The 22,297-nt window shown below is 26.4% G+C and carries 28 protein-coding genes and 2 tRNA genes; 14 read left to right on the top strand and 16 right to left on the bottom strand.

Annotated elements, in window-relative coordinates; translation table 4 throughout:
* Positions 1–9: 9 nt before the first annotated feature.
* From AACK86_RS01240 to AACK86_RS01230, 3 genes are all read right to left on the bottom strand, one after another.
* Positions 10–978, bottom strand: coding sequence for a sugar ABC transporter permease (locus AACK86_RS01240; protein ID WP_338982150.1), 969 nt, complete (start codon positions 976–978; stop codon positions 10–12).
* Positions 978–2,900: an ATP-binding cassette domain-containing protein gene (locus AACK86_RS01235; protein ID WP_338982149.1), complete on the bottom strand. Its 1,923-nt coding sequence runs from the start codon at positions 2,898–2,900 to the stop codon at positions 978–980. Before AACK86_RS01235 ends, AACK86_RS01240 begins: the two co-directional genes overlap by 1 nt.
* Positions 2,901–3,064: 164 nt before the next feature.
* Positions 3,065–3,445: a hypothetical protein gene (locus AACK86_RS01230; RefSeq protein WP_338982148.1), complete on the bottom strand. Its 381-nt coding sequence runs from the start codon at positions 3,443–3,445 to the stop codon at positions 3,065–3,067.
* A gap of 91 nt (positions 3,446–3,536) precedes the next feature.
* Between AACK86_RS01230 and AACK86_RS06815 the strand changes: the two genes are divergently transcribed.
* Positions 3,537–3,758 (top strand): hypothetical protein, encoded by a 222-nt coding sequence (locus tag AACK86_RS06815; protein WP_422398261.1) that lies wholly within the window; start codon positions 3,537–3,539, stop codon positions 3,756–3,758.
* Positions 3,759–3,977: 219 nt separating this feature from the next.
* Entirely contained in the window at positions 3,978–4,370 is a 393-nt protein-coding gene (locus tag AACK86_RS06810) for a transposase family protein (RefSeq protein ID WP_422398316.1), read from the top strand.
* Positions 4,371–4,590: 220 nt separating this feature from the next.
* On the opposite strand, the gene AACK86_RS01220 is transcribed toward AACK86_RS06810, so the two are convergent.
* The 12 genes from AACK86_RS01220 to rplM form a co-directional block, all read right to left on the bottom strand.
* Positions 4,591–4,989: a hypothetical protein gene (locus AACK86_RS01220; RefSeq protein ID WP_338982147.1), complete on the bottom strand. Its 399-nt coding sequence runs from the start codon at positions 4,987–4,989 to the stop codon at positions 4,591–4,593.
* A 249-nt stretch (positions 4,990–5,238) separates the two neighbouring features.
* Positions 5,239–5,631 (bottom strand): transposase family protein, encoded by a 393-nt coding sequence (locus AACK86_RS06805; RefSeq protein WP_422398315.1) that lies wholly within the window; start codon positions 5,629–5,631, stop codon positions 5,239–5,241.
* Positions 5,616–6,068 carry a transposase family protein gene (locus tag AACK86_RS06800; protein ID WP_338982632.1) on the bottom strand — a complete coding sequence of 151 codons (453 nt, stop codon included), beginning with the start codon at positions 6,066–6,068 and terminating at the stop codon, positions 5,616–5,618. Before AACK86_RS06800 ends, AACK86_RS06805 begins: the two co-directional genes overlap by 16 nt.
* 145 nt (positions 6,069–6,213) lie before the next feature.
* Entirely contained in the window at positions 6,214–6,618 is a 405-nt protein-coding gene (locus tag AACK86_RS01210; protein ID WP_338982145.1) for a hypothetical protein, read from the bottom strand.
* Between the two features lie 224 nt (positions 6,619–6,842).
* On the bottom strand, positions 6,843–7,205 hold the full coding sequence (gene hpf, locus AACK86_RS01205) for a ribosome hibernation-promoting factor, HPF/YfiA family (RefSeq protein ID WP_338982144.1): 363 nt from the start codon (positions 7,203–7,205) through the stop codon (positions 6,843–6,845).
* 486 nt (positions 7,206–7,691) lie between these two features.
* Positions 7,692–8,441: an IS5 family transposase gene (locus AACK86_RS01200; RefSeq protein WP_422398260.1), complete on the bottom strand. Its 750-nt coding sequence runs from the start codon at positions 8,439–8,441 to the stop codon at positions 7,692–7,694.
* A gap of 100 nt (positions 8,442–8,541) precedes the next feature.
* Positions 8,542–8,859, bottom strand: a complete 318-nt coding sequence (locus AACK86_RS01195; RefSeq protein WP_338982143.1) for a hypothetical protein — start codon at positions 8,857–8,859, stop codon at positions 8,542–8,544.
* A 32-nt stretch (positions 8,860–8,891) separates the two neighbouring features.
* A complete protein-coding gene (locus AACK86_RS01190) occupies positions 8,892–9,941 on the bottom strand; it encodes a YitT family protein (RefSeq protein WP_338982142.1) in 1,050 nt (349 codons plus the stop codon).
* A 147-nt stretch (positions 9,942–10,088) separates the two neighbouring features.
* Positions 10,089–10,164: transfer RNA gene (locus tag AACK86_RS01185), tRNA-Ala, on the bottom strand.
* Positions 10,165–10,169: 5 nt separating this feature from the next.
* Positions 10,170–10,246 (bottom strand) — tRNA-Ile (locus AACK86_RS01180).
* Positions 10,247–10,285: 39 nt separating this feature from the next.
* Positions 10,286–10,687 (bottom strand): 30S ribosomal protein S9, encoded by a 402-nt coding sequence (gene rpsI / locus AACK86_RS01175; RefSeq protein ID WP_338982141.1) that lies wholly within the window; start codon positions 10,685–10,687, stop codon positions 10,286–10,288.
* Between the two features lie 8 nt (positions 10,688–10,695).
* The gene (gene rplM / locus AACK86_RS01170; RefSeq protein ID WP_338982140.1) at positions 10,696–11,142 is read right to left on the bottom strand and encodes a 50S ribosomal protein L13; all 447 of its coding nucleotides are present in this window, start codon (positions 11,140–11,142) and stop codon (positions 10,696–10,698) included.
* 157 nt (positions 11,143–11,299) lie between these two features.
* On the opposite strand from rplM, the gene AACK86_RS06795 reads away from it, so the two are divergent.
* From AACK86_RS06795 to AACK86_RS01160, 3 genes are all read left to right on the top strand, one after another.
* Positions 11,300–11,752, top strand: a complete 453-nt coding sequence (locus AACK86_RS06795) for a transposase family protein (RefSeq protein ID WP_422398259.1) — start codon at positions 11,300–11,302, stop codon at positions 11,750–11,752.
* Positions 11,737–12,129 (top strand): transposase family protein, encoded by a 393-nt coding sequence (locus AACK86_RS06790; RefSeq protein ID WP_422398314.1) that lies wholly within the window; start codon positions 11,737–11,739, stop codon positions 12,127–12,129. Before AACK86_RS06795 ends, AACK86_RS06790 begins: the two co-directional genes overlap by 16 nt.
* Positions 12,130–12,485: 356 nt before the next feature.
* Entirely contained in the window at positions 12,486–12,641 is a 156-nt protein-coding gene (locus AACK86_RS01160) for a hypothetical protein (RefSeq protein ID WP_338982138.1), read from the top strand.
* A gap of 244 nt (positions 12,642–12,885) precedes the next feature.
* Here AACK86_RS01160 and AACK86_RS01155 read toward each other — a convergent pair whose 3' ends face one another.
* Positions 12,886–13,032, bottom strand: coding sequence for a hypothetical protein (locus AACK86_RS01155; RefSeq protein WP_338982137.1), 147 nt, complete (start codon positions 13,030–13,032; stop codon positions 12,886–12,888).
* A 93-nt stretch (positions 13,033–13,125) separates the two neighbouring features.
* On the opposite strand from AACK86_RS01155, the gene AACK86_RS01150 reads away from it, so the two are divergent.
* The 9 genes from AACK86_RS01150 (at position 13,126) to AACK86_RS01110 (ending at position 22,281) form a co-directional block, all read left to right on the top strand.
* A complete protein-coding gene (locus AACK86_RS01150) occupies positions 13,126–13,398 on the top strand; it encodes a hypothetical protein (protein ID WP_338982136.1) in 273 nt (90 codons plus the stop codon).
* Between the two features lie 512 nt (positions 13,399–13,910).
* Positions 13,911–14,681: a ParA family protein gene (locus AACK86_RS01145; RefSeq protein WP_338982135.1), complete on the top strand. Its 771-nt coding sequence runs from the start codon at positions 13,911–13,913 to the stop codon at positions 14,679–14,681.
* A gap of 2 nt (positions 14,682–14,683) precedes the next feature.
* Positions 14,684–14,944 (top strand): hypothetical protein, encoded by a 261-nt coding sequence (locus AACK86_RS01140; RefSeq protein ID WP_338982134.1) that lies wholly within the window; start codon positions 14,684–14,686, stop codon positions 14,942–14,944.
* Positions 14,931–15,233 carry a hypothetical protein gene (locus tag AACK86_RS01135; protein ID WP_338982133.1) on the top strand — a complete coding sequence of 101 codons (303 nt, stop codon included), beginning with the start codon at positions 14,931–14,933 and terminating at the stop codon, positions 15,231–15,233. The genes AACK86_RS01140 and AACK86_RS01135 overlap by 14 nt, the downstream gene beginning before the upstream one ends.
* A 134-nt stretch (positions 15,234–15,367) precedes the next feature.
* Positions 15,368–16,270: a hypothetical protein gene (locus tag AACK86_RS01130; RefSeq protein ID WP_338982132.1), complete on the top strand. Its 903-nt coding sequence runs from the start codon at positions 15,368–15,370 to the stop codon at positions 16,268–16,270.
* 354 nt (positions 16,271–16,624) lie between these two features.
* On the top strand, positions 16,625–18,262 hold the full coding sequence (locus tag AACK86_RS01125) for an adhesin (RefSeq protein WP_338982131.1): 1,638 nt from the start codon (positions 16,625–16,627) through the stop codon (positions 18,260–18,262).
* A gap of 72 nt (positions 18,263–18,334) precedes the next feature.
* The gene (locus tag AACK86_RS01120; RefSeq protein WP_338982130.1) at positions 18,335–18,457 is read left to right on the top strand and encodes a hypothetical protein; all 123 of its coding nucleotides are present in this window, start codon (positions 18,335–18,337) and stop codon (positions 18,455–18,457) included.
* 164 nt (positions 18,458–18,621) lie between these two features.
* A complete protein-coding gene (locus AACK86_RS01115) occupies positions 18,622–18,891 on the top strand; it encodes an Mbov_0395 family pilin-like conjugal transfer protein (RefSeq protein WP_338982129.1) in 270 nt (89 codons plus the stop codon).
* A 12-nt stretch (positions 18,892–18,903) separates the two neighbouring features.
* Positions 18,904–22,281, top strand: coding sequence for a hypothetical protein (locus AACK86_RS01110; RefSeq protein ID WP_338982128.1), 3,378 nt, complete (start codon positions 18,904–18,906; stop codon positions 22,279–22,281).
* Positions 22,282–22,297 lie beyond the last annotated feature (16 nt).

Genomic DNA, 22,297 nt, shown 5'->3' with positions numbered 1-22,297 from the left:
TAAAATCTCCTAACTATATTTTCTTGATAATTGTTTACTAATAATTCGCGTTACAATTGTAATTAATAAAATAATTATCATTAAGATTATTGAAGCTGCCGCAGCTTCATTGTAACTAGCATTCATTCGGCGTTGAAAAATTCAAAAAACAACTGTTTGAATCTGATAAGTAGATGCTTGAATATAATTAGCATATAATCCTAAAGGAAATATTTTAAACGAATCAATTAACCCAATAGTAAATAAGTAAATTAACATCGGAATAACTAAAGGTACTGTCACTTTAAATAACTGCTTACTTTTACGCATCCCATCAATAGCAGCAGCTTGATAATATTGATTATTTATTTTTAATAACGCTGTTGTTAACATAATGACATTAAAGGGTAATGATTTTCATATTCCATAAATAATTAAAACTCAAATCGCATAATTAGCATCATTTAATCAAGGTCGTTTTTCCAAACCAAAAAGCGCAAATAAAGTATTCATCACTCCTTCAGGACTAAAAATAAAAGCAAAAGTCATAGCAACAGCCATCGCACTAGTAACATATGGCAAAAAGAAAATACCTTGCAAAAAATTAAAAATTCGTTTTGACATAATGCTAGTTAATGACTTAGCAACTATTAATGAAATAATTAATGATAAAGGTACAACTGCTGTTGAATAAATTAAAGAATTTTTTAAAGCGATTTGAAATTCACGATTTTTTCATACTAATTCAAAATGTTTTCATGAAAATTTAAAAGCAATTTCCGGACCACCATTAACAGCTGTTCTAGCAACAATAAAAATTGCATAAAACATAAATATTCCTAATAATGCTAATGCGGGTGTTAATCAAATTAATGAAATAAGAGTACTATCGCGTTTTTGAGCACTATTAGGTTTTTTGTAATATCGCTTTAAATAATTAAAAAAATTTTGGGAATATTTTGTTTGTAAAGATTTTTCAATCAGTTTTTTACTAGCCATTAAATAACCTCCACTGTTAATTCAGTTTCTGGATCAAATAAAAAAATCGTCTTTTTAACAAAATTAATTTTTACCTTTTCACCGTGTTCATAAAACTTATCTTCATCCATATCATAAACTGCTTTAACATATTCATTATTTCTAATCTTAATAGTGACAAAGGCACTCCGACCTAATTCTTCAAACAAAGAAATTTCACCAATTAAAGGTTCTTTATTAACAACCTTAGCATTTAAGGCATCACTATTTAATTTTAAATCTTCAGGTCGAATCCCAATAGTAATATAACCAGATTTAGCTTTTATGGCTTTACCAATCTTAATTTCATCAATTCAAATATTATGTTGCTTATCAATTACGCCATTAAAAAAGTTCATTGTCGGATTACCAATAAATTGTGCAACAAATTTATTAACTGGTTGATTATAAACTTCATGTGGTGTTCCAACTTGTTGTAATACCCCTTGCTTCATAATATAAATATAATCAGATATTGACATTGCTTCTTCTTGATCATGCGTTACAAAAATTGCTGTCATTTGTGATTTTTGTTGAAAACGCCGAATTCACTCTCTTGTTGTTACTCGTAACTTGGCATCTAAATTAGATAACGGTTCATCCAACAATAAAATATCTGGAACTTTAACAATTGCTCTCGCAATTGCTACTCTTTGCTGTTGACCACCAGATAAATTACCTGGTCGTTTCTTTAATTGATTAGTAATTTCTACTTGCTGAGCAACAATATTAACACTCTTATTAACTTCTTTTCTAAATGAAGTTAATTGTTGTTTTAATGCTTGTAGTTCAGTATTTAACTGCTCAGCAGTTTTCATTGTTATTAATGCGGGTAACAACTGATAATATTCATTAGCAATTGCTGTTAAATTTATTAACATCTCATCATAAGCTGCTAATAAATTATTACCAATTTTCTTTTGATATTTATCAAGTCCCTTTTGTTCTTCTTTATCTCATAATTGCCGATGTTTCTTAAAAAAACTCACATACTTACTATGACTCAAACTATATTGTAAAGCATGATCTTTTTTTTGTTGTTGTTTAAAATTTTTAACTAATTCATTATATGCTTTTTGATGATCTTTCATTACTATTTTTAAAGCATTTAACTTGCTTTTAGCAGGATTTAAATAATTATATTTCATTTGCAATAAAAACTTATTAATTGCAAAATCAATTTCCCGAGTTTTAAAATTCTTATTTGTTGCTTTAAAACTACTTAAATTATTATTAATAGTTATTTTTAACTGTGAAATATTACGATAAATTAAATTTAAAAAATCACAATATTTAATATGAACCGCTAATCTTGACTGATCATATCACTGACTATGAATCCGATTACGAAGTGTTTCTAAATGCTTTTCATTATAAATTATTGCTGCTTCACGCTTATGAAATTTAAAAATACCTGCTAAATAATCAGCAATCATTTCATTAACTAACTTATCATAAGTTTCTAAATACTCCGAAAGTAATTTTGCAATCTGATCTTTAAATCCCTGTTTTTCAACATTTAAACCACTATCTTGCAAATCTTTAATTAATAACCGAATATTAGTATTACTGTTTCTAACAGTGCGTTTAAATTTTTTATCTTGATATAAAGGCAAAGCAATATTTTTAAAAACATTTAAATGCGGATATAAAGCATAATTTTGGAATATTAAACCAATATTACGATTTTGTGGTGACCGTTTGGTTACATCTTTGCCATTAAAAATAATTTGTCCCTGACTAACTTGTAATAATCCCGCAATGGCATAAAGAGTTGTTGATTTTCCACAACCAGACGGTCCTAACAAAGTAACTAATTGTCCTGTTTTCACATGCATATTAAAATTATTGACCGCTAATGTTTCACCATAATCAATACTAATATTTTTTAAAATAACACCCATTTAAAACTCCCTGAAATATTAATTTCTATAAGCAATTATATTAGAAAACACCAATTTTTAAAAGGATTTATAAAATTATTTTTAAAAAGAAAAATACACTTATATTTGTAAATTTATTTCAAAATTAATATGATTAAGATTTAAATATTAATAACGACTAAAATCTAACTTACTACTTTTTTAGTAAAATTATATTTAACAGTTTTGGATGCTGTTCCTTTTCCTTCTAATGCCTCAACAGTAATATCAACAGCGGCAGTAGTACCAGTTACATCAATTTCGCCAGGATCACTTATATCAATCTGGGCAATCGCTTCATTAATTTGCAATCCTATCTTAATGACTATATCATATACAATTATAGCGCCCAAGTCATGCGAAACTCACCATTTATCATCAACATCTTTTATTTCCACAGTATCTGGTAACGCATTAATACGAGCATCAATACTTTTTAAACTACAAGATACGGTCGGTATTATTGTCACCAATGTCATAGGTGTTAATGTTAAGGTTGCTAAAAATGATATAAAACTTTTTTTCATATTTAATTCTCCTTTGCATGTATTAGACTTCTTGCGATACCTTTTTTATTAAAATATTCTTATAAAATATAATTTATGAGGATATCAAAATATGAACAATAATAAATTTAATACTCTTAACGATAAAGAATGGTTAAGATTAACAGGAATAAAAAAATCCACTTTTAATAAAATGTTAGATATTTTACAAGTAGCTGAAATAGAAAAATTTAAAAAAGGTGGTAAAACTAATAAATTATCACTAGAAAATAGATTATTGATGACTTTATCATACATATTGACGAGAATATCAGACTTATTTTCATCTTGGTAAAAATTTCGGAATTAGTGAAGCTAATTGTTATCGCAATATCAAGTGAATTGAAGATATTTTAATTAAAAACTCTGATTTTCAACAACTTGCTGGTAAAAAAGCACTAATAAATGATTATTTTAATGATAAAACTATTATTATTGATGCTACCGAAACTCCAATCCAACGCCCAAAAAAAGACAAAAACAATCTTGTTCTGGTAAAAAGAAAAAACACACCATTAAAACACAAGTAATTATCGAACAAGAAACCAGAAAAATTATTGCAACAAGTTTTTCACTTGGGAAAAAACATGATTATGCTTTATTTAAAGAATCAAAAATCCCAATTTTAAAAAATACCAAATTAATAGTTGATAGTGGTTATCAAGGAATACAAAAAATTCACAATAATGTTCTAACACCTACAAAGAAAACAAAGAAAAACCATTTAAATAAAGCACAAAAACAACATAATAGACTAGTTTCAAAAATGAGAATTATTATTGAAAATATTTTTGCTATTCTTAAAAAATTTAAAATTATGACAGAAAAATATCGTAATCGTAGAAAAAGATTTGGTTTAAGATTTAATTTAATTGCCTCAATTTATAATTTGCAATTATTAATTTAACATAAAAGATTTATTTAAAATTAAAGAATTTAAATAATAAATTCATTTTTTGTTGTGGCAAAATATTAATTTTTTAGATAAAAGACATAATTAATTAAAATTATATTTTTCTATTACTGTCTTTTTACAAATATTTGTAATTTTTTTAATAGGTTATGCAAGAAGTCTATTGTTATATAAGTTATATTACTGGGAAATCACTAATTTTACAAGATATTAGTTAAAAAAATTGTTTATCTGCTTTCCTTGTAAAAATATATTTAACTTCTTTTTTTGCTTTCCCTTTATTTGGCATTGCTCGCACAGTAATCGTTAACTCCACATCATTATGGGATGTATCAAACGGAGAACTTTCATCAAAGTTTAAATTAGTTTTGGCTTCATTTAAATCCATTCCAAGTTTTTCCATCAAATCCATAACAACATACAATTGCAAACCAAAAGAATTTCACTTAGACTGAGGAATATCTTTAATTTCCACAGTATCAGGTAAACTACTAATCTGACTATCTAAACTTCCTGACTTTTTCATCTCAGTACTACTACAACTTACTAAGGGCATCACAATAATTATTGGTGTTAATGTCAAACTTGCTAAAAACGGTATAAGTCACTTCATAAAAAATTAATCCCTCTTTCCAAGTTTTGTTATATAAATATTTTACTAATAAATATTAGTTTTTCAAGGAATTTAATTAATAGACTTCTTGCATAACCTATTAAAAAAATTACAAATATTTGTAAAAAGACAGTAATAGAAAAATATAATTTTAATTAATTATGTCTTTTATCTAAAAAATTAATATTTTGCCACAACAAAAAATGAATTTATTATTTAAATTCTTTAATTTTAAATAAATCTTTTATGTTAAATTAATAATTGCAAATTATAAATTGAGGCAATTAAATTAAATCTTAAACCAAATCTTTTTCTACGATTACGATATTTTTCTGTCATAATTTTAAATTTTTTAAGAATAGCAAAAATATTTTCAATAATAATTCTCATTTTTGAAACTAGTCTATTATGTTGTTTTTGTGCTTTATTTAAATGGTTTTTCTTTGTTTTCTTTGTAGGTGTTAGAACATTATTGTGAATTTTTTGTATTCCTTGATAACCACTATCAACTATTAATTTGGTATTTTTTAAAATTGGGATTTTTGATTCTTTAAATAAAGCATAATCATGTTTTTCCCCAAGTGAAAAACTTGTTGCAATAATTTTTCTGGTTTCTTGTTCGATAATTACTTGTGTTTTAATGGTGTGTTTTTTCTTTTTACCAGAATAAGATTGTTTTTGTCTTTTTTTGGGCGTTGGATTGGAGTTTCGGTAGCATCAATAATAATAGTTTTATCATTAAAATAATCATTTATTAGTGCTTTTTTACCAGCAAGTTGTTGAAAATCAGAGTTTTTAATTAAAATATCTTCAATTCACTTGATATTGCGATAACAATTAGCTTCACTAATTCCGAAATTTTTACCAAGATGAAAATAAGTCTGATATTCTCGTCAATATGATAAAGTCATCAATAATCTATTTTCTAGTGATAATTTATTAGTTTTACCACCTTTTTTAAATTTTTCTATTTCAGCTACTTGTAAAATATCTAACATTTTATTAAAAGTGGATTTTTTTATTCCTGTTAATCTTAACCATTCTTTATCATTAAGAGTATTAAATTTATTATTGTTCATATTTTGATATCCTCATAAATTATATTTTATAAGAATATTTTAATAAAAAAGGTATCGCAAGAAGTCTAATAAATAATTTTTATAAAAAAATACACTTACAGTTGTAAGTGTATTTTCTTAAGACTTTTTCTAAATTACGATATTACTATGCTGCTGTTTGAGTAACTTTAATTGTAAATTCTTTTGAAAATGTTCCATCAGCAGCATCTTTTGCTTTTACACTAAATTTAACATCAGCACTTTTAGTTGCTCCGGGAGCTGCTGGAAGGTCTCCAACTAATGCTGCCACAGCCGCTTTAGCGGTCGCATCCGCCGCTGTAACTTTCGCATCAACTTTTGCCTGAATTAATGCAAGAATAGCGTCACCTTTTCATCCTGCTGCGTCAGCAACTGCTACAGCATCAGCATCTTCAAACTTAATCGCATCAATTGCTTTATCAGTAACTGTAGTCGCTGCGGCTTTTTTTGTGCCACAACCAATAATTGGTAATGCTACGATAGCAGGAAGTCCTGCTAAAGCTGTTATTAATCTTAATCCTGATAATTTCATATTTAATTCTCCCTTTTTATTTATTTTACTACATATGTTATTTTACTTTGAAATTTTATTTTTACAATAACTTCTTTGGTTATTTTTATACAAAATAAAAATTTAATTTCCAAATACTAATTTATTAAATTAACCCATCACCTCCACTAAGATTTAAATCTATGGGTTAATTATAGCAATAAATTTTTAAAATAAAAGATATTTTATGTAATTTAATAATGGCATTAGATATCCTCATCTAATGTTAAATCAACCGGAAATTCTACTTTCGTAAATTTTTCTTTACCTCGTGGAATTCAACGGTCTTTCATTCTTCGTAATTGTTCTTCTAACTTATGACGCACCTCATCAATGGCAACATATAAATCAATATACTGACCTTCAGCTTGTAAATGATTACTCTTTCCTTTTAAATCAAGCACAACACGAACTCGACTTAAATTTTCTTTATAAGTTCTTACTTCAACATGAATGGTATCATCAAGATTAATAATTTTATATTTACTAATTTTTTCTAAACTATTAATAATGCGTTCACGAATTGCCTCAGTTACTTCAATATTTTTACCACGAATAACGAATTGCATTTATAAACCTCCTTATTCATATTATATTATTTTTTATTGCATTTAGTAAAAAAATAATATAAGTATAAACCAAAACTAACAAAATAAAGAATATAACCTAAAAACGGTAGAAAATAAACTACTTGTAAATTAATAGCGTGGAAAATATAAACATAATTTCAGTCACTAATTTCACGATTTTTTTGAACAATAAATAAAATTAACAAAATAAAACCAATTAAAACGATAATTGTTAAAAAAGATATTGTAGAAATAATGCGCTTTTTTGGAAACCCCTTTCATCATATAAAAAATCCCAGCTAAACTATAAACAATAATAGACTTCTTGCATAACCTATTAAAAAAATTACAAATATTTGTAAAAAGACAGTAATAGAAAAATATAATTTTAATTAATTATGTCTTTTATCTAAAAAATTAATATTTTGCCACAACAAAAAATGAATTTATTATTTAAATTCTTTAATTTTAAATAAATCTTTTATGTTAAATTAATAATTGCAAATTATAAATTGAGGCAATTAAATTAAATCTTAAACCAAATCTTTTTCTACGATTACGATATTTTTCTGTCATAATTTTAAATTTTTTAAGAATAGCAAAAATATTTTCAATAATAATTCTCATTTTTGAAACTAGTCTATTATGTTGTTTTTGTGCTTTATTTAAATGGTTTTTCTTTGTTTTCTTTGTAGGTATTAGAACATTATTGTGAATTTTTTGTATTCCTTGATAACCACTATCAACTATTAATTTGGTATTTTTTAAAATTGGGATTTTTGATTCTTTAAATAAAGCATAATCATGTTTTTTCCCAAGTGAAAAACTTGTTGCAATAATTTTTCTGGTTTCTTGTTCGATAATTACTTGTGTTTTAATGGTGTGTTTTTTTCTTTTTACCAGAATAAGATTGTTTTTGTCTTTTTTTGGGCGTTGGATTGGAGTTTCGGTAGCATCAATAATAATAGTTTTATCATTAAAATAATCATTTATTAGTGCTTTTTTACCAGCAAGTTGTTGAAAATCAGAGTTTTTAATTAAAATATCTTCAATTCACTTGATATTCCGATAACAATTAGCTTCACTAATTCCGAAATTTTTACCAAGATGAAAATAAGTCTGATATTCTCGTCAATATGATAAAGTCATCAATAATCTATTTTCTAGTGATAATTTATTAGTTTTACCACCTTTTTTAAATTTTTCTATTTCAGCTACTTGTAAAATATCTAACATTTTATTAAAAGTGGATTTTTTTATTCCTGTTAATCTTAACCATTCTTTATCATTAAGAGTATTAAATTTATTATTGTTAATATTTTGATATCCTCATAAATTATATTTTATAAGAATATTTTAATAAAAAAGGTATCGCAAGAAGTCTAATATTAATTATTAGCACAACCAAAGCTAAAAACTCTGGTGATGTCATTAATCTTTGAAAAAAAAGACTATTACCAGAAGTAAAAAATACCATTGCTAATAACGATGTTAAATTATTTCTTAAAACAAATTCATCTTTACCATGAATATTAGTAGCCTTTTCCGTTAAAATAACAATTGGTAACGAAAAAATTATTAAAATAATCGCAATTGCCATCGTAATAAATTTCCAATCAACTATTTTTAAAAATCTTAGAAAACCTTGCTTCATTGGTCAACTCCTTGGCATTAGCATTTTAAATATTAATTAAACCTTTGAATATTAAAGGTACCATAAACCATCGTCACGGGAATAACAACAATAAACGCTTTATTATCAATTCTTGTTACATTATATTTAACTTTTTTATATTCTATTAAAGAAATTGTCGCAAAAATTGTTCCCGAAACCTTACCACTCTTAATATCACTAGAACTAATTAAAGTAGTATCATGAGGATATTCATGAGTTTTAAAATATTCACAAACATCTAATGGTAATTTTGTAAAAATCATTACATTAATTAATTTAAATTTTGGATAAATAAAATTAGTAACAACAGTACTAATCGTTGCAAAAATAATTGATACATATAAAGTAAAATTTTTAAAAAAAGCATAAATTAAATTATCTTCATTTTTTTGCACAAAATATTTAATTAAAATTGCTAAAACAATAATTGCATAATTCATATATTTTTGAAATTTACCAACACCTTGTTTTTTTCATACTGCTAAATAAGCAGCTAAAAAATCTGAACCACCAGAACTACCACCTGCAATAAAAGCAATTGCGATAGCAAAACCTCAAATAATTGAGCCAATAAAAGCATAAATAAAAGCCGCTAAAGTCATCACTGCTTTTCCCGTATCAGTATCCTTAGGTAAAATTAATTCTTCCATAATTTTTAATTGATCTAAAATGGGAATTGCTCGTAAAATAAAGTTTCATGCTGTTTGCATTAACATAAAAAATAAAGTATAAACAGTAAAATATCGGCCAACTTTAAAATATCCAAAAATTACAAAAGGAATATTTAACATTAAAACAACAATGTAAAACCACATCGCTTGTTCTTTAGGCGATGAAAAAATTGAATAAACAATAATTTGCGATATCCCACTAAAACCACCATTGTAAAAACCTACGGGATTAATAAAATAATTAAAAGTTAAAGTTAATAGTAATGCTGCTAATGTTAGCAATAACAAACTTCTCATAATGCTAGTAAATTTAGTATTATGAATTTTTTGAAAAAATAATTTCACTTGCTTGGAAAAACTAGGCTTTTTAAACTTTACTCTTTTTTTCATTACAACAAGTCTCCCAAATACATTACATCTAGTAATAAAACAATTTTAACAATAAATAAATCGTTGTAAATGATTTTAACAAAAAAACTTAATTTTATTTATTATTCAAACAATAAAATTAAGTTTAAGTCATTAATGAAATTAAAATGGTGGACCCGAACGGGATTGAACCGCCGACCCCCTGCGTGCAAGGCAGGTGCTCTCCCAGCTGAGCTACGGGCCCATCAATGGTGGGACTAAGTGGACTTGAACCACCGACCTCACGCTTATCAAGCGTGCGCTCTAACCAACTGAGCTATAGTCCCAATTAAAGCATATATTTGAGATATATGCTAAAATATAAATTATCTTTTTGAATATTGCTTTCCTGCTCGGGGACCATTTAATCCATACTTATCTCTTTCTTTAATTCGTGAATCACGAGTTATTAAACCTTTTTGTCTTAACTTCATCCGATAATCAGGTGAAAATTTTAATAATGCTCTTGCAATACCTAATCTCGTAGCTCCAGCTTGACCGCTAAAACCACCACCATTAACTTTAACATTAATATCAAAACTTTCTTTCATATCCGTTTCTAATAATGGCTGTTCTAACTCTTGGATTAATGTTGCATAAGGAAAAAAAATAAGTGCCGGTTTATTATTAATAGTAATATTCCCTTTTCCTGAAGTTAATACTACTTGCGCTACTGATGTTTTTCTTCTACCCGTAGCACGATAAATAATTTCTTTTTTTATTTTCATTAATTCGATTAACTCCCTTCTTCTTGTAATACTAATAGTTTTGGCATTTGAGCACTATGAGGGTGCTTTTCACTATCATAAACAAATAAATTTTTAGCTTGTTTTCTTCCCAAACTAGTATGGGGTAACATTCCTTTAATAGTTCTTTCAACCATCTCAATTGGATACTTATCTTGCATTACCTTAGCTGTTCGCACTCTCATACCACCAACAAAACCAGAGTGATTATAATATTTTTTATTATTCAGCTTATTACCACTTAATATTACTTTATGAGCATTAATAATAATAATATTATCACCACAATCAACATGGCTAGTAAATGTTGGTTTATGTTTACCTCTTAAAATACTTGCTACTTTTGTTGCTAAGCGTCCTAAAATTAAACCGCTGGCATCAATAATGTATCATGTTTTTTTCACATCTTGTGAATTAATCATTGTCGTTTGTCGCATTTATATCTCTCCCTTTGCATTTGCTCTTGTACCGAAGTTATAATGCATAAAAGCAATAAAATTATATAACAAATGTTTCGCTAATGCAATAGACTTCTTGCGATACCTTTTTTATTAAAATATTCTTATAAAATATAATTTATGAGGATATCAAAATATGAAAAATAATAAATTTAATACTCTTAATGATAAAGAATGGTTAAGATTAACAGGAATAAAAAAATCCACTTTTAATAAAATGTTAGATATTTTACAAGTAGCTGAAATAGAAAAATTTAAAAAAGGTGGTAAAACTAATAAATTATCACTAGAAAATAGATTATTGATGACTTTATCATATTGACGAGAATATCAGACTTATTTTCATCTTGGTAAAAATTTCGGAATTAGTGAAGCTAATTGTTATCGGAATATCAAGTGAATTGAAGATATTTTAATTAAAAACTCTGATTTTCAACAACTTGCTGGCAAAAAAGCACTAATAAATGATTATTTTAATGATAAAACTATTATTATTGATGCTACCGAAACTCCAATCCAACGCCCAAAAAAAGACAAAAACAATCTTATTCTGGTAAAAAGAAACAACACACCATTAAAACACAAGTAATTATCGAACAAGAAACCAGAAAAATTATTGCAACAAGTTTTTCACTTGGGAAAAAACATGATTATGCTTTATTTAAAGAATCAAAAATCTCAATTTTAAAAAATACCAAATTAATAGTTGATAGTGGTTATCAAGGAATACAAAAAATTCACAATAATGTTCTAATACCTACAAAGAAAACAAAGAAAAACCATTTAAATAAAGCACAAAAACAACATAATAGACTAGTTTTAAAAATGAGAATTATTATTGAAAATATTTTTGCTATTCTTAAAAAATTTAAAATTATGACAGAAAAATATCGTAATCGTAGAAAAAGATTTGGTTTAAGATTTAATTTAATTGCCTCAATTTATAATTTGCAATTATTAATTTAATATAAAAGATTTATTTAAAATTAAAGAATTTAAATAACAAATTCATTTTTTTGTTGTGGCAAAATATTAATTTTTTAGATAAAAGACATAATTAATTAAAATTATATTTTTCTATTACTGTCTTTTTACAAATATTTGTAATTTTTTTAATAGGTTATGCAAGAAGTCTATTATTTACAAGACAATTAACAATATATTACGACCAAGTCAAAATATGAATTTTTAATATTAAAAATTAGAAAATCTTGTATAATTTTTATATGAATAATTACTGTTTTTAAGGACAGTGTTATATTTAACGTGGTGCCGGAACAACACATCTTTGGCTCGCCAAGCACCCGAAACTGCGATAAACAATGGAGGCTGAAATTATGGGTGAACAAGAAAAAATATTGATTATGATAAACCGTTGGGGATATTTAAACACCGAACAAGTTTCTTTATTAGTTAATAAGAAAAAACGAGCAACCGAAGAACTTTTAAAAACATTACATAAAAAAGGGTTAATATAAATTGATAAGCACACCCATCGAAATATTTATTAAGCCATAAAGGGAATACATTTGTTGGTAGTGAACACAAAAAAAGTGTTAAAATAAACTGTTATGAACTCCCTCACCAAGATATGTTAATTAAATGACTGGTTGTACAAAATGATATTGAGCATTATCAAACCGAGCGGGAGTTAAAAATGGGGAATGGTAATCTCAACGCCTGCCCGGATTTAATTATCACAAAAACTGAGGATAGTGAAATTTATGTTGAATTTGAACGCACCAGAAAATCACCCGAACGGTTTAAAAACAAACTAATTAACTTGCGACCATAACTGGTTGATGGCGGTAAAATTCACTGAGTTATTCCTGCCCCGTCACTAGCTAGTTGATTAGCAACACAAATCAATATTATTAGTGCCTTTCCAACCCAACACACCTACGAAATTTGAAACAAAAAGGAGTAAAATGATTTAAAATAACATTAGTAGGAGATAAAAAAATGTATACTTGTGAAAAATGTAACAAAACATATCAAACCGAAGCAATACCGCATTTTTTAGAAACTTATTTTTGTGATGATTGTTTTGTCAATGGACAAAGAGAAATAATACAAGAACAAATAATGTTAATGGGTGATAATTTAGACCAAACAACATTGCAAGAAAAATTAAACGAAATTTATAGCAACCACAATAAAAATGCTTTAAAATTTTTAGACAAAAATAAAGCATTAATTAAAAAGGCAAAAAAAATAACAAAAAGTAAAAAATAAAGGTTGTGGGTTGATATATTTTGTTTGACTTAAATTGAAATGACGTTATTGGTTCTAAATTTGAAGATGATAATTTTTTAATTATTAATCCGTTATTTTTACAATCAAAACATCAAATTACCGATATTATATTCCGATCTCAGAACGGCAATTTGAGTATTTTGATAATAAATTAAATGAATTAAATAAACGAAATGCAAGTGAAATTATTAATGCTTTGCTTAATAAAAATAAATATTTAATTAGTATTCTTGTGCAATATTTAGATCAATTTAAACCAAGCAATCTTAACTAACCTCCTCTTTAAACACTTATAAAATAAGGGTTTTTTTTGTTTTTGCTGATAAAACGTCGCCTGTAGTGCTACAAAATTTATTTTCACGGGGAAAAAAAGGTAATAAAAATTATATAATTGATTAATTTTATTAAATAAGTATAAAAATAAGTATCATAATACATAAATAAGTATAATAAAATGTATTTAAATACTTATCAGAAAGGAAAAATAAAATATGAAGATTATTACAATAGGAGCGTTAAAGGGCGGGGTTGGCAAAACAAATTTTACTTTTAATTTAGCAGGTTATTTATCAATAAAAGAAAATAAGAAAATATTATTAATTGATCTTGACCCGCAAGGAAATTTAACCCAATGTCTTCAATTGGATATATTTGAGCCACTAGCTATGAATATGTTTATAAATCAGGAAAAAAACATTAAAGAATTAATTTTAAAAACGGAAATTAATAATTTGGATATAATCCCAACTAATATTGGAATGTCAAGTTTAGAAGTAAAGTTATTTAATGAAATATCTAGAGAAACTAAATTTATGAAATATATTAATAAAAACAAAGATTATTTATCAAATAAATATGATTATATTTTAATTGATACAAACCCAAGTTTAAATATTACTAATATTAATGCTTATGCAGTAGCTGATAGTATTATATTAGTTTCAGATAACTCTGTGCATTCATTAAGAGCTTTAGAAATAGTAGGAAATATGTGGGAACAAATCTCATTAGATTTAGAAATTGATAACAATATTAAAGCTGTAATATTAAATAATTTTGACACATTTTCAATTTCCAAAGATTTTATTAACGAAATAAAAGAAAGCAATTTAAAAACAATTATCATACTACAAGAAATTAGAAAAAAACAAGTTTTTAAAGCGAGTGAGATTACTGGAATTCCAGTTATTAAAACTTTAAAAAAAGAAGAAAACCCATATTTTAATATTGTGGATCAATTAAAACAAAAAGGAGTTTTATAGTTATGGCGGAACGAAAAAGTATATTTTCTCAAAGTAAAATAGGAACAATAAGTAAAGATGTTTCACAAACACTTTTAAATAAATCTGAGTTAATCAATACCGAAAATAAAATAACATCTTCTTTAAAATTAATTAAAGGCGGAAAAAAGCAACATGTTAATTTAACCTTATTGCCTGAAAAATATCAAAAAGTAAAACAAATAGCTTTAGAAAATAAATTATCAATCTCCGCATTATTTGAACAATTAATTGACCAGTTATAAATATCTAATAACTATTAAAAAAGTAGAAAACACCGACTATAAAATTGCTGTTGATAAATTAGTTGCTGGTGATTTAACTAGTGGCAAAGATGTAACAGCCCAATCAGTTGATGATTGTTTTTCCGTAAATTTATGTTCGCCGCCAGTAAAAAGGTTTGTGGTGATACCGTTTTATTTTAGAACCAATCCGCAAGAAAAAAAACAAAGCCTTTTCAATCCAACACACTTATGAATTATGAAACAACAAGGAGTAAAATGATGAAAAAAGACAAGAAAAAAACAAAATTAGTTTATATTAGTACATTTTTAATTTTATTAATAGTCTTTCCTTTAATCAGTTTTATTTTGTATTTATTGTATTTTGTTTTTTTCACTCCAAAATCAATTTCACAACCAAACCCTCCGAATAAAAACAATATTAATTTGATAAATAAAACATATAAACCAAATCCGTTTTTATTTCAAGATAGAGGTTATAAAGGAACGTGAGCTTATAATAAAGATAATAAATATTATAAATATAATCAAAATGATTACTATGGAACTTATAATAATTTAACAAAAACAGAACAAAATTTAACTAATGCTTTTTTAAGTACAGCAGATAATAAAAATTTATCTTTTTATAAACAAAAAACATTTAATTCCGTTGAAGAATTATTTGTTTTCTTACACCCAGGTGTAAGAAAAACTTTAAAAGAACTAATAAATAATAGTAATATTTGCCAAAAATATCGAGATAATTTAAAACAACTTATTTTACTATTTTATAATTTTGTTGCCAATGTCTTAGATAAAAAATCTACTGATAGTATTTTGTCTGGAATAATAATAAATAAAAATCTTAGTTCATTTGGTCAAACAACAAGAAATAATAGAACTATTCAAATAGCGCCTGCTTCATTAGAATGTATTTATGAAGAAACTATAATTAATGAATGAAAAAAGGGCGGGAAATCAACTAATAATTTTTTTCATACTTTAATTCATGAATTAGGTCATATAATTCATTATTATTATGAATTTAATAATATTGATCTTGTTTTTCATCTAAAAGAATTTTTAAAAAGTAAAATTAGTAACTTTGATAATTTAGATATCGATATAGAAAAAACTTTTAAATCTTTTGCTTTTAGTAGTTATTCCTTAACTAGTAAATATGAATTTATAGCAGAAGGATTTTCATACTGATTTTTAGCAAGTAACGATTTAAAAACAAAAGGATGAGAATTATGACAAGAATATTTTAAAAACTATTTAATACAAATCAAAAATCAACATTTAAAAAAAAATAAAATTAAATATACCATTTTAGATATAAATTAATTTTCTTTTTGGATTCGCAACCCTTTTAGGGCACTCTGTAAGAAAGTGTATTAATGAAAAATATCAAAAAGTTATTGATAACAAAAAACACCTTTAAAATACATGCAACTTTTATTTTTGTTAGGTATTGCTTTGAAGAAGCAAAAAAGAAATAATTCAAACCGAAAATAAAAAAGTATAATCATCTTGTAATTAAATAAAAAAATGGAAACACAATTACACGAAAGACCTGTGTTTCCATAGAAAATTATATCAAAAACTTAATGATTTATTTGGTTTTTTAACATAATTAACTATGGGAATACCAGCAGTGTGATATTCTCATTTTTATTATTTAAGAAAGGAAAGAACAATATGAAGAAATTACTCATTTTATTATCAATATCAACTTTAACAGCAAGTTTGCCGGCTCCATTGCTTGCTAAAACACCGTTAGGACGAGATATTGATAAAACAACAGTAGAACTAATTAGAAACAAAAGAGAAAGTGAACAAACATATGAATTAAAACTTAAAAAAGGTAAATTTTTAATTGAAAAAATGACTAATGTTAAAAAAACATATGATTTTTCTTTAAAAATAGAATCTATTCCTAAAAAAGATGTTAGTGATTGAACACAAAAATTTATAACATTCCAAAATCAAGCAGATAATGAATATGTTGAAATCAGTAAATGAATGTTTTTCAATGAAAATTCTAATGTTTACAATAATCTTATAAACTCAAATTTTGACTTAAAAAAACAAACTAAATTTGATTTTAATAAAAACATTACTTTAAATCTCCTTAAACATAACGGCTCTAAATCCTTTATGATTGAAATAGTAAATATTGAAATTGAAAGAGATAGTAAAGACAATTTAGAGTGAGTAAAACAACAAAGTCAGTTTAATTTAAGTGATAACTCTAAAAAGAAAACTTGAACTCATCCGGACTTAATTACGGTTGATGGAGTTTTAAACATTGCGATTGCTAACCCGAACATTGATAAAGTTATCTTTGATAATGTCCAACAAAGTCAAACAAATAAGCAATGAACCATCAATGTTAAACCTGAAATCGCACCCAGAGACCACCGTTTACAAGTAAGTTTTACTTTGGACGGAAAACCATACACTAGTGAAATTACGGTCTCGATTCAAGCTAAAATTGAGGCACCAGCACCAGGGGTTAAACAAAATTTAAGGGCGTTAGTCAAAAACACTGAATTAGAAAATTTGTTCGATAACAATAATGAAACGATTATGGCCGCAATTAACCAAAAAAACGCCAATGCTATTGATGATACTTCGCAACTGGAAATTACCAACAAAGAAGGCAGTAAAGCAACTTTAACCGCCAAACCAGACAGTACAAGTTATGCCGGTTCGGTTGAGGTAACTTATAATGTTGTCCCAGCAACCATTGTTGATTTGCAGATTGAATTACAACCAATCACCAGCGAAGCCATCGTTGTGAAAGATTATGTGGGACAAATTGATCCAACTAACATCCCTAACCCCGTTCAGACATTTTTCTATGCTAACAGCGAAAGCACCATCACGATTAAAAAACCCACAGCAAGAATTGTCATAACTGGGTTCGTATATGGTTGTGATGCGCAATGAAATAAAACAGTCCAGTCAATTAACATCGATGAAACAAATGGGATTAAACTTGATGGGTCCCAGTTAGATACAAAAAACGGCAAGTATGTTGTGGAATTAGGTGACAACTTAGGGCATACCAATAACCTTTATTTACAAATTGCGCCCGAGAAAGCAATCAAAAATTATTTTGATACCGATAATGGCAAACAATTTGCAATATGAGCCCAAGCCAATGGTCATGATAATATTCGTGGTACTTCGGCTCGGCGACTAAATAACTTATTTGCCGCAATCCAAACTTGACCCCCCCAAGCTAATGGTTCAGAAAACACAAATATTTTTGACCCAAAAACAGCAAATAACAATCTACCAAATAATAACAAAAGCGGACTAACGGGGTAAGCGATTATTGGTGTCATCATTGGTGCTTTATCAGGACTACTTGCTTTTGGGTGATTATTGAAAAAATTTGTCGTGACACCATTGATCTTAGAGCCAATCCGCAAGAAAAAAGTCGAGGCCTTCCAACGCCAAACAGCCAAAGACATCGCCCAAATGAAAGCCGAAGAAAAAGAAGAGCAAGAAAAAAACAAATAAGATGAACTGAACAATATTCTTTGCCATTATTATTCTTGCGTTTATTTTTTGGAAACCTGCAATATGATTGTTGAAAAAAATTAATTTTTTGATTGGTACGGTTTGGGGAATAATTACCGCAATAAACCAAGTGAGAGGAAGAAAAAATAAAGGAGAAGAAAAATATGATGTTTCTAGCAACAACGAGTAATTTACAAGAAATTGGCAACAAAATTATTTCCGTCGGCATGCCAATTTTAATTAGTTTAGCGGTAGTAATTGCCATTATTATTATGGTTGCTTATTATGGAATTGGTGGTAAATTTGCCAAAAACGCCGAACAACGCAAAGAAACCATTGCTCGCATCACATGAGTCGGCGTTTGTTTGGGAATTGTGATTTTAGCAAGTTCACTTGTTTTAGGTTTAAAAGATGTTATTTTAGGAATTAGTTAAAGGGGGATAAAAATGTTACAAAAGAAAAAAGGATTACTTATTATTGCCGCGATAATTGGTTCCGGAACTTTAATTGGTTTTGGTGCTTGAGGAACAATTATATTTGCAGTTACTTTCACTGTTGATAGTAGAGAATCTTTAAATAAACTAATTACTAATAAAAATCTAGGCACTATTGAAACAAATGGTCAACAATTAACTGGAGATATGATTAATGCTAAATTACCAACAAGTATTGATAAATCACAAGTTGATATAAAAATTGACCAAGACAATAAAGCTACAATTAAACCAATAAAAAATTCAACAAAATACAAAGGTGAAGTTATAGTTACTTATAATTTAGATACTAAACAAACATTAGAAACAACATTACCACAAGTTCAAAGAAATCTAGGCACTATTGAAACAAATGGTCAACAATTAACTGGAGATATGATTAATGCTAAATTACCAACAAGTATTGATAAATCACAAGTTGATATAAAAATTGACCAAGACAATAAAGCTACAATTAAACCAATAAAAAATTCAACAAAATACAAAGGTGAAGTTATAGTTACTTATAATTTAGATACTAAACAAACATTAGAAACAACATTACCACAAGTTCAAAGAAATCTAGGCACTATTGAAACAAATGGTCAACAATTAACTGGAGATATGATTAATGCTAAATTACCAACAAGTATTGATAAATCACAAGTTGATATAAAAATTGACCAAGACAATAAAGCTACAATTAAACCAATAAAAAATTCAACAAAATACAAAGGTGAAGTTATAGTTACTTATAATTTAGATACTAAACAAACATTAGAAACAACATTACCACAAGTTCAAAGAAATCTAGGCACTATTGAAACAAATGGTCAACAATTAACTGGAGATATGATTAATGCTAAATTACCAACAAGTATTGATAAATCACAAGTTGATATAAAAATTGACCAAGACAATAAAGCTACAATTAAACCAATAAAAAATTCAACAAAATACAAAGGTGAAGTTATAGTTACTTATAATTTAGATACTAAACAAACATTAGAAACAACATTACCACAAGTTCAAAGAAATCTAGGCACTATTGAAACAAATGGTCAACAATTAACTGGAGATATGATTAATGCTAAATTACCAACAAGTATTGATAAATCACAAGTTGATATAAAAATTGACCAAGACAATAAAGCTACAATTAAACCAATAAAAAATTCAACAAAATACAAAGGTGAAGTTATAGTTACTTATAATTTAGATACTAAACAAACATTAGAAACAACATTACCACAAGTTCAAAGAAATCTAGGCACTATTGAAACAAATGGTCAACAATTAACTGGAGATATGATTAATGCTAAATTACCAACAAGTATTGATAAATCACAAGTTGATATAAAAATTGACCAAGACAATAAAGCTACAATTAAACCAATAAAAAATTCAACAAAATACAAAGGTGAAGTTATAGTTACTTATAATTTAGATACTAAACAAACATTAGAAACAACATTACCACAAGTTCAAAGAAATCTAGGCACTATTGAAACAAATGGTCAACAATTAACTGGAGATATGATTAATGCTAAATTACCAACAAGTATTGATAAATCACAAGTTGATATAAAAATTGACCAAGACAATAAAGCTACAATTAAACCAATAAAAAATTCAACAAAATACAAAGGTGAAGTTATAGTTACTTATAATTTAGATACTAAACAAACATTAGAAACAACATTACCACAAGTTCAAAGAAATCTAGGCACTATTGAAACAAATGGTCAACAATTAACTGGAGATATGATTAATGCTAAATTACCAACAAGTATTGATAAATCACAAGTTGATATAAAAATTGACCAAGACAATAAAGCTACAATTAAACCAATAAAAAATTCAACAAAATACAAAGGTGAAGTTATAGTTACTTATAATTTAGATACTAAACAAACATTAGAAACAACATTACCACAAGTTCAAAGAAATCTAGGCACTATTGAAACAAATGGTCAACAATTAACTGGAGATATGATTAATGCTAAATTACCAACAAGTATTGATAAATCACAAGTTGATATAAAAATTGACCAAGACAATAAAGCTACAATTAAACCAATAAAAAATTCAACAAAATACAAAGGTGAAGTTATAGTTACTTATAATTTAGATACTAAACAAACATTAGAAACAACATTACCACAAGTTCAAAGAAATCTAGGCACTATTGAAACAAATGGTCAACAATTAACTGGAGATATGATTAATGCTAAATTACCAACAAGTATTGATAAATCACAAGTTGATATAAAAATTGACCAAGACAATAAAGCTACAATTAAACCAATAAAAAATTCAACAAAATACAAAGGTGAAGTTATAGTTACTTATAATTTAGATACTAAACAAACATTAGAAACAACATTACCACAAGTTCAAAGAAATCTAGGCACTATTGAAACAAATGGTCAACAATTAACTGGAGATATGATTAATGCTAAATTACCAACAAGTATTGATAAATCACAAGTTGATATAAAAATTGACCAAGACAATAAAGCTACAATTAAACCAATAAAAAATTCAACAAAATACAAAGGTGAAGTTATAGTTACTTATAATTTAGATACTAAACAAACATTAGAAACAACATTACCACAAGTTCAAAGAAATCTAGGCACTATTGAAACAAATGGTCAACAATTAACTGGAGATATGATTAATGCTAAATTACCAACAAGTATTGATAAATCACAAGTTGATATAAAAATTGACCAAGACAATAAAGCTACAATTAAACCAATAAAAAATTCAACAAAATACAAAGGTGAAGTTATAGTTACTTATAATTTAGATACTAAACAAACATTAGAAACAACATTACCACAAGTTCAAAGAAATCTAGGCACTATTGAAACAAATGGTCAACAATTAACTGGAGATATGATTAATGCTAAATTACCAACAAGTATTGATAAATCACAAGTTGATATAAAAATTGACCAAGACAATAAAGCTACAATTAAACCAATAAAAAATTCAACAAAATACAAAGGTGAAGTTATAGTTACTTATAATTTAGATACTAAACAAACATTAGAAACAACATTACCACAAGTTCAAAGAAATCTAGGCACTATTGAAACAAATGGTCAACAATTAACTGGAGATATGATTAATGCTAAATTACCAACAAGTATTGATAAATCACAAGTTGATATAAAAATTGACCAAGACAATAAAGCTACAATTAAACCAATAAAAAATTCAACAAAATACAAAGGTGAAGTTATAGTTACTTATAATTTAGATACTAAACAAACATTAGAAACAACATTACCACAAGTTCAAAGAAATCTAGGCACTATTGAAACAAATGGTCAACAATAGACTTCTTGCGATACCT

Origin of the sequence: Spiroplasma endosymbiont of Eupeodes luniger (assembly GCF_964019525.1) — a bacterium.
Classification (GTDB): domain Bacteria; phylum Bacillota_I; class Bacilli_A; order Mycoplasmatales; family Nriv7; genus Nriv7.
The sequence above is the reverse complement of the archived record's forward strand: the minus strand, read 5'-3'. Positions and strand labels throughout refer to the sequence as shown.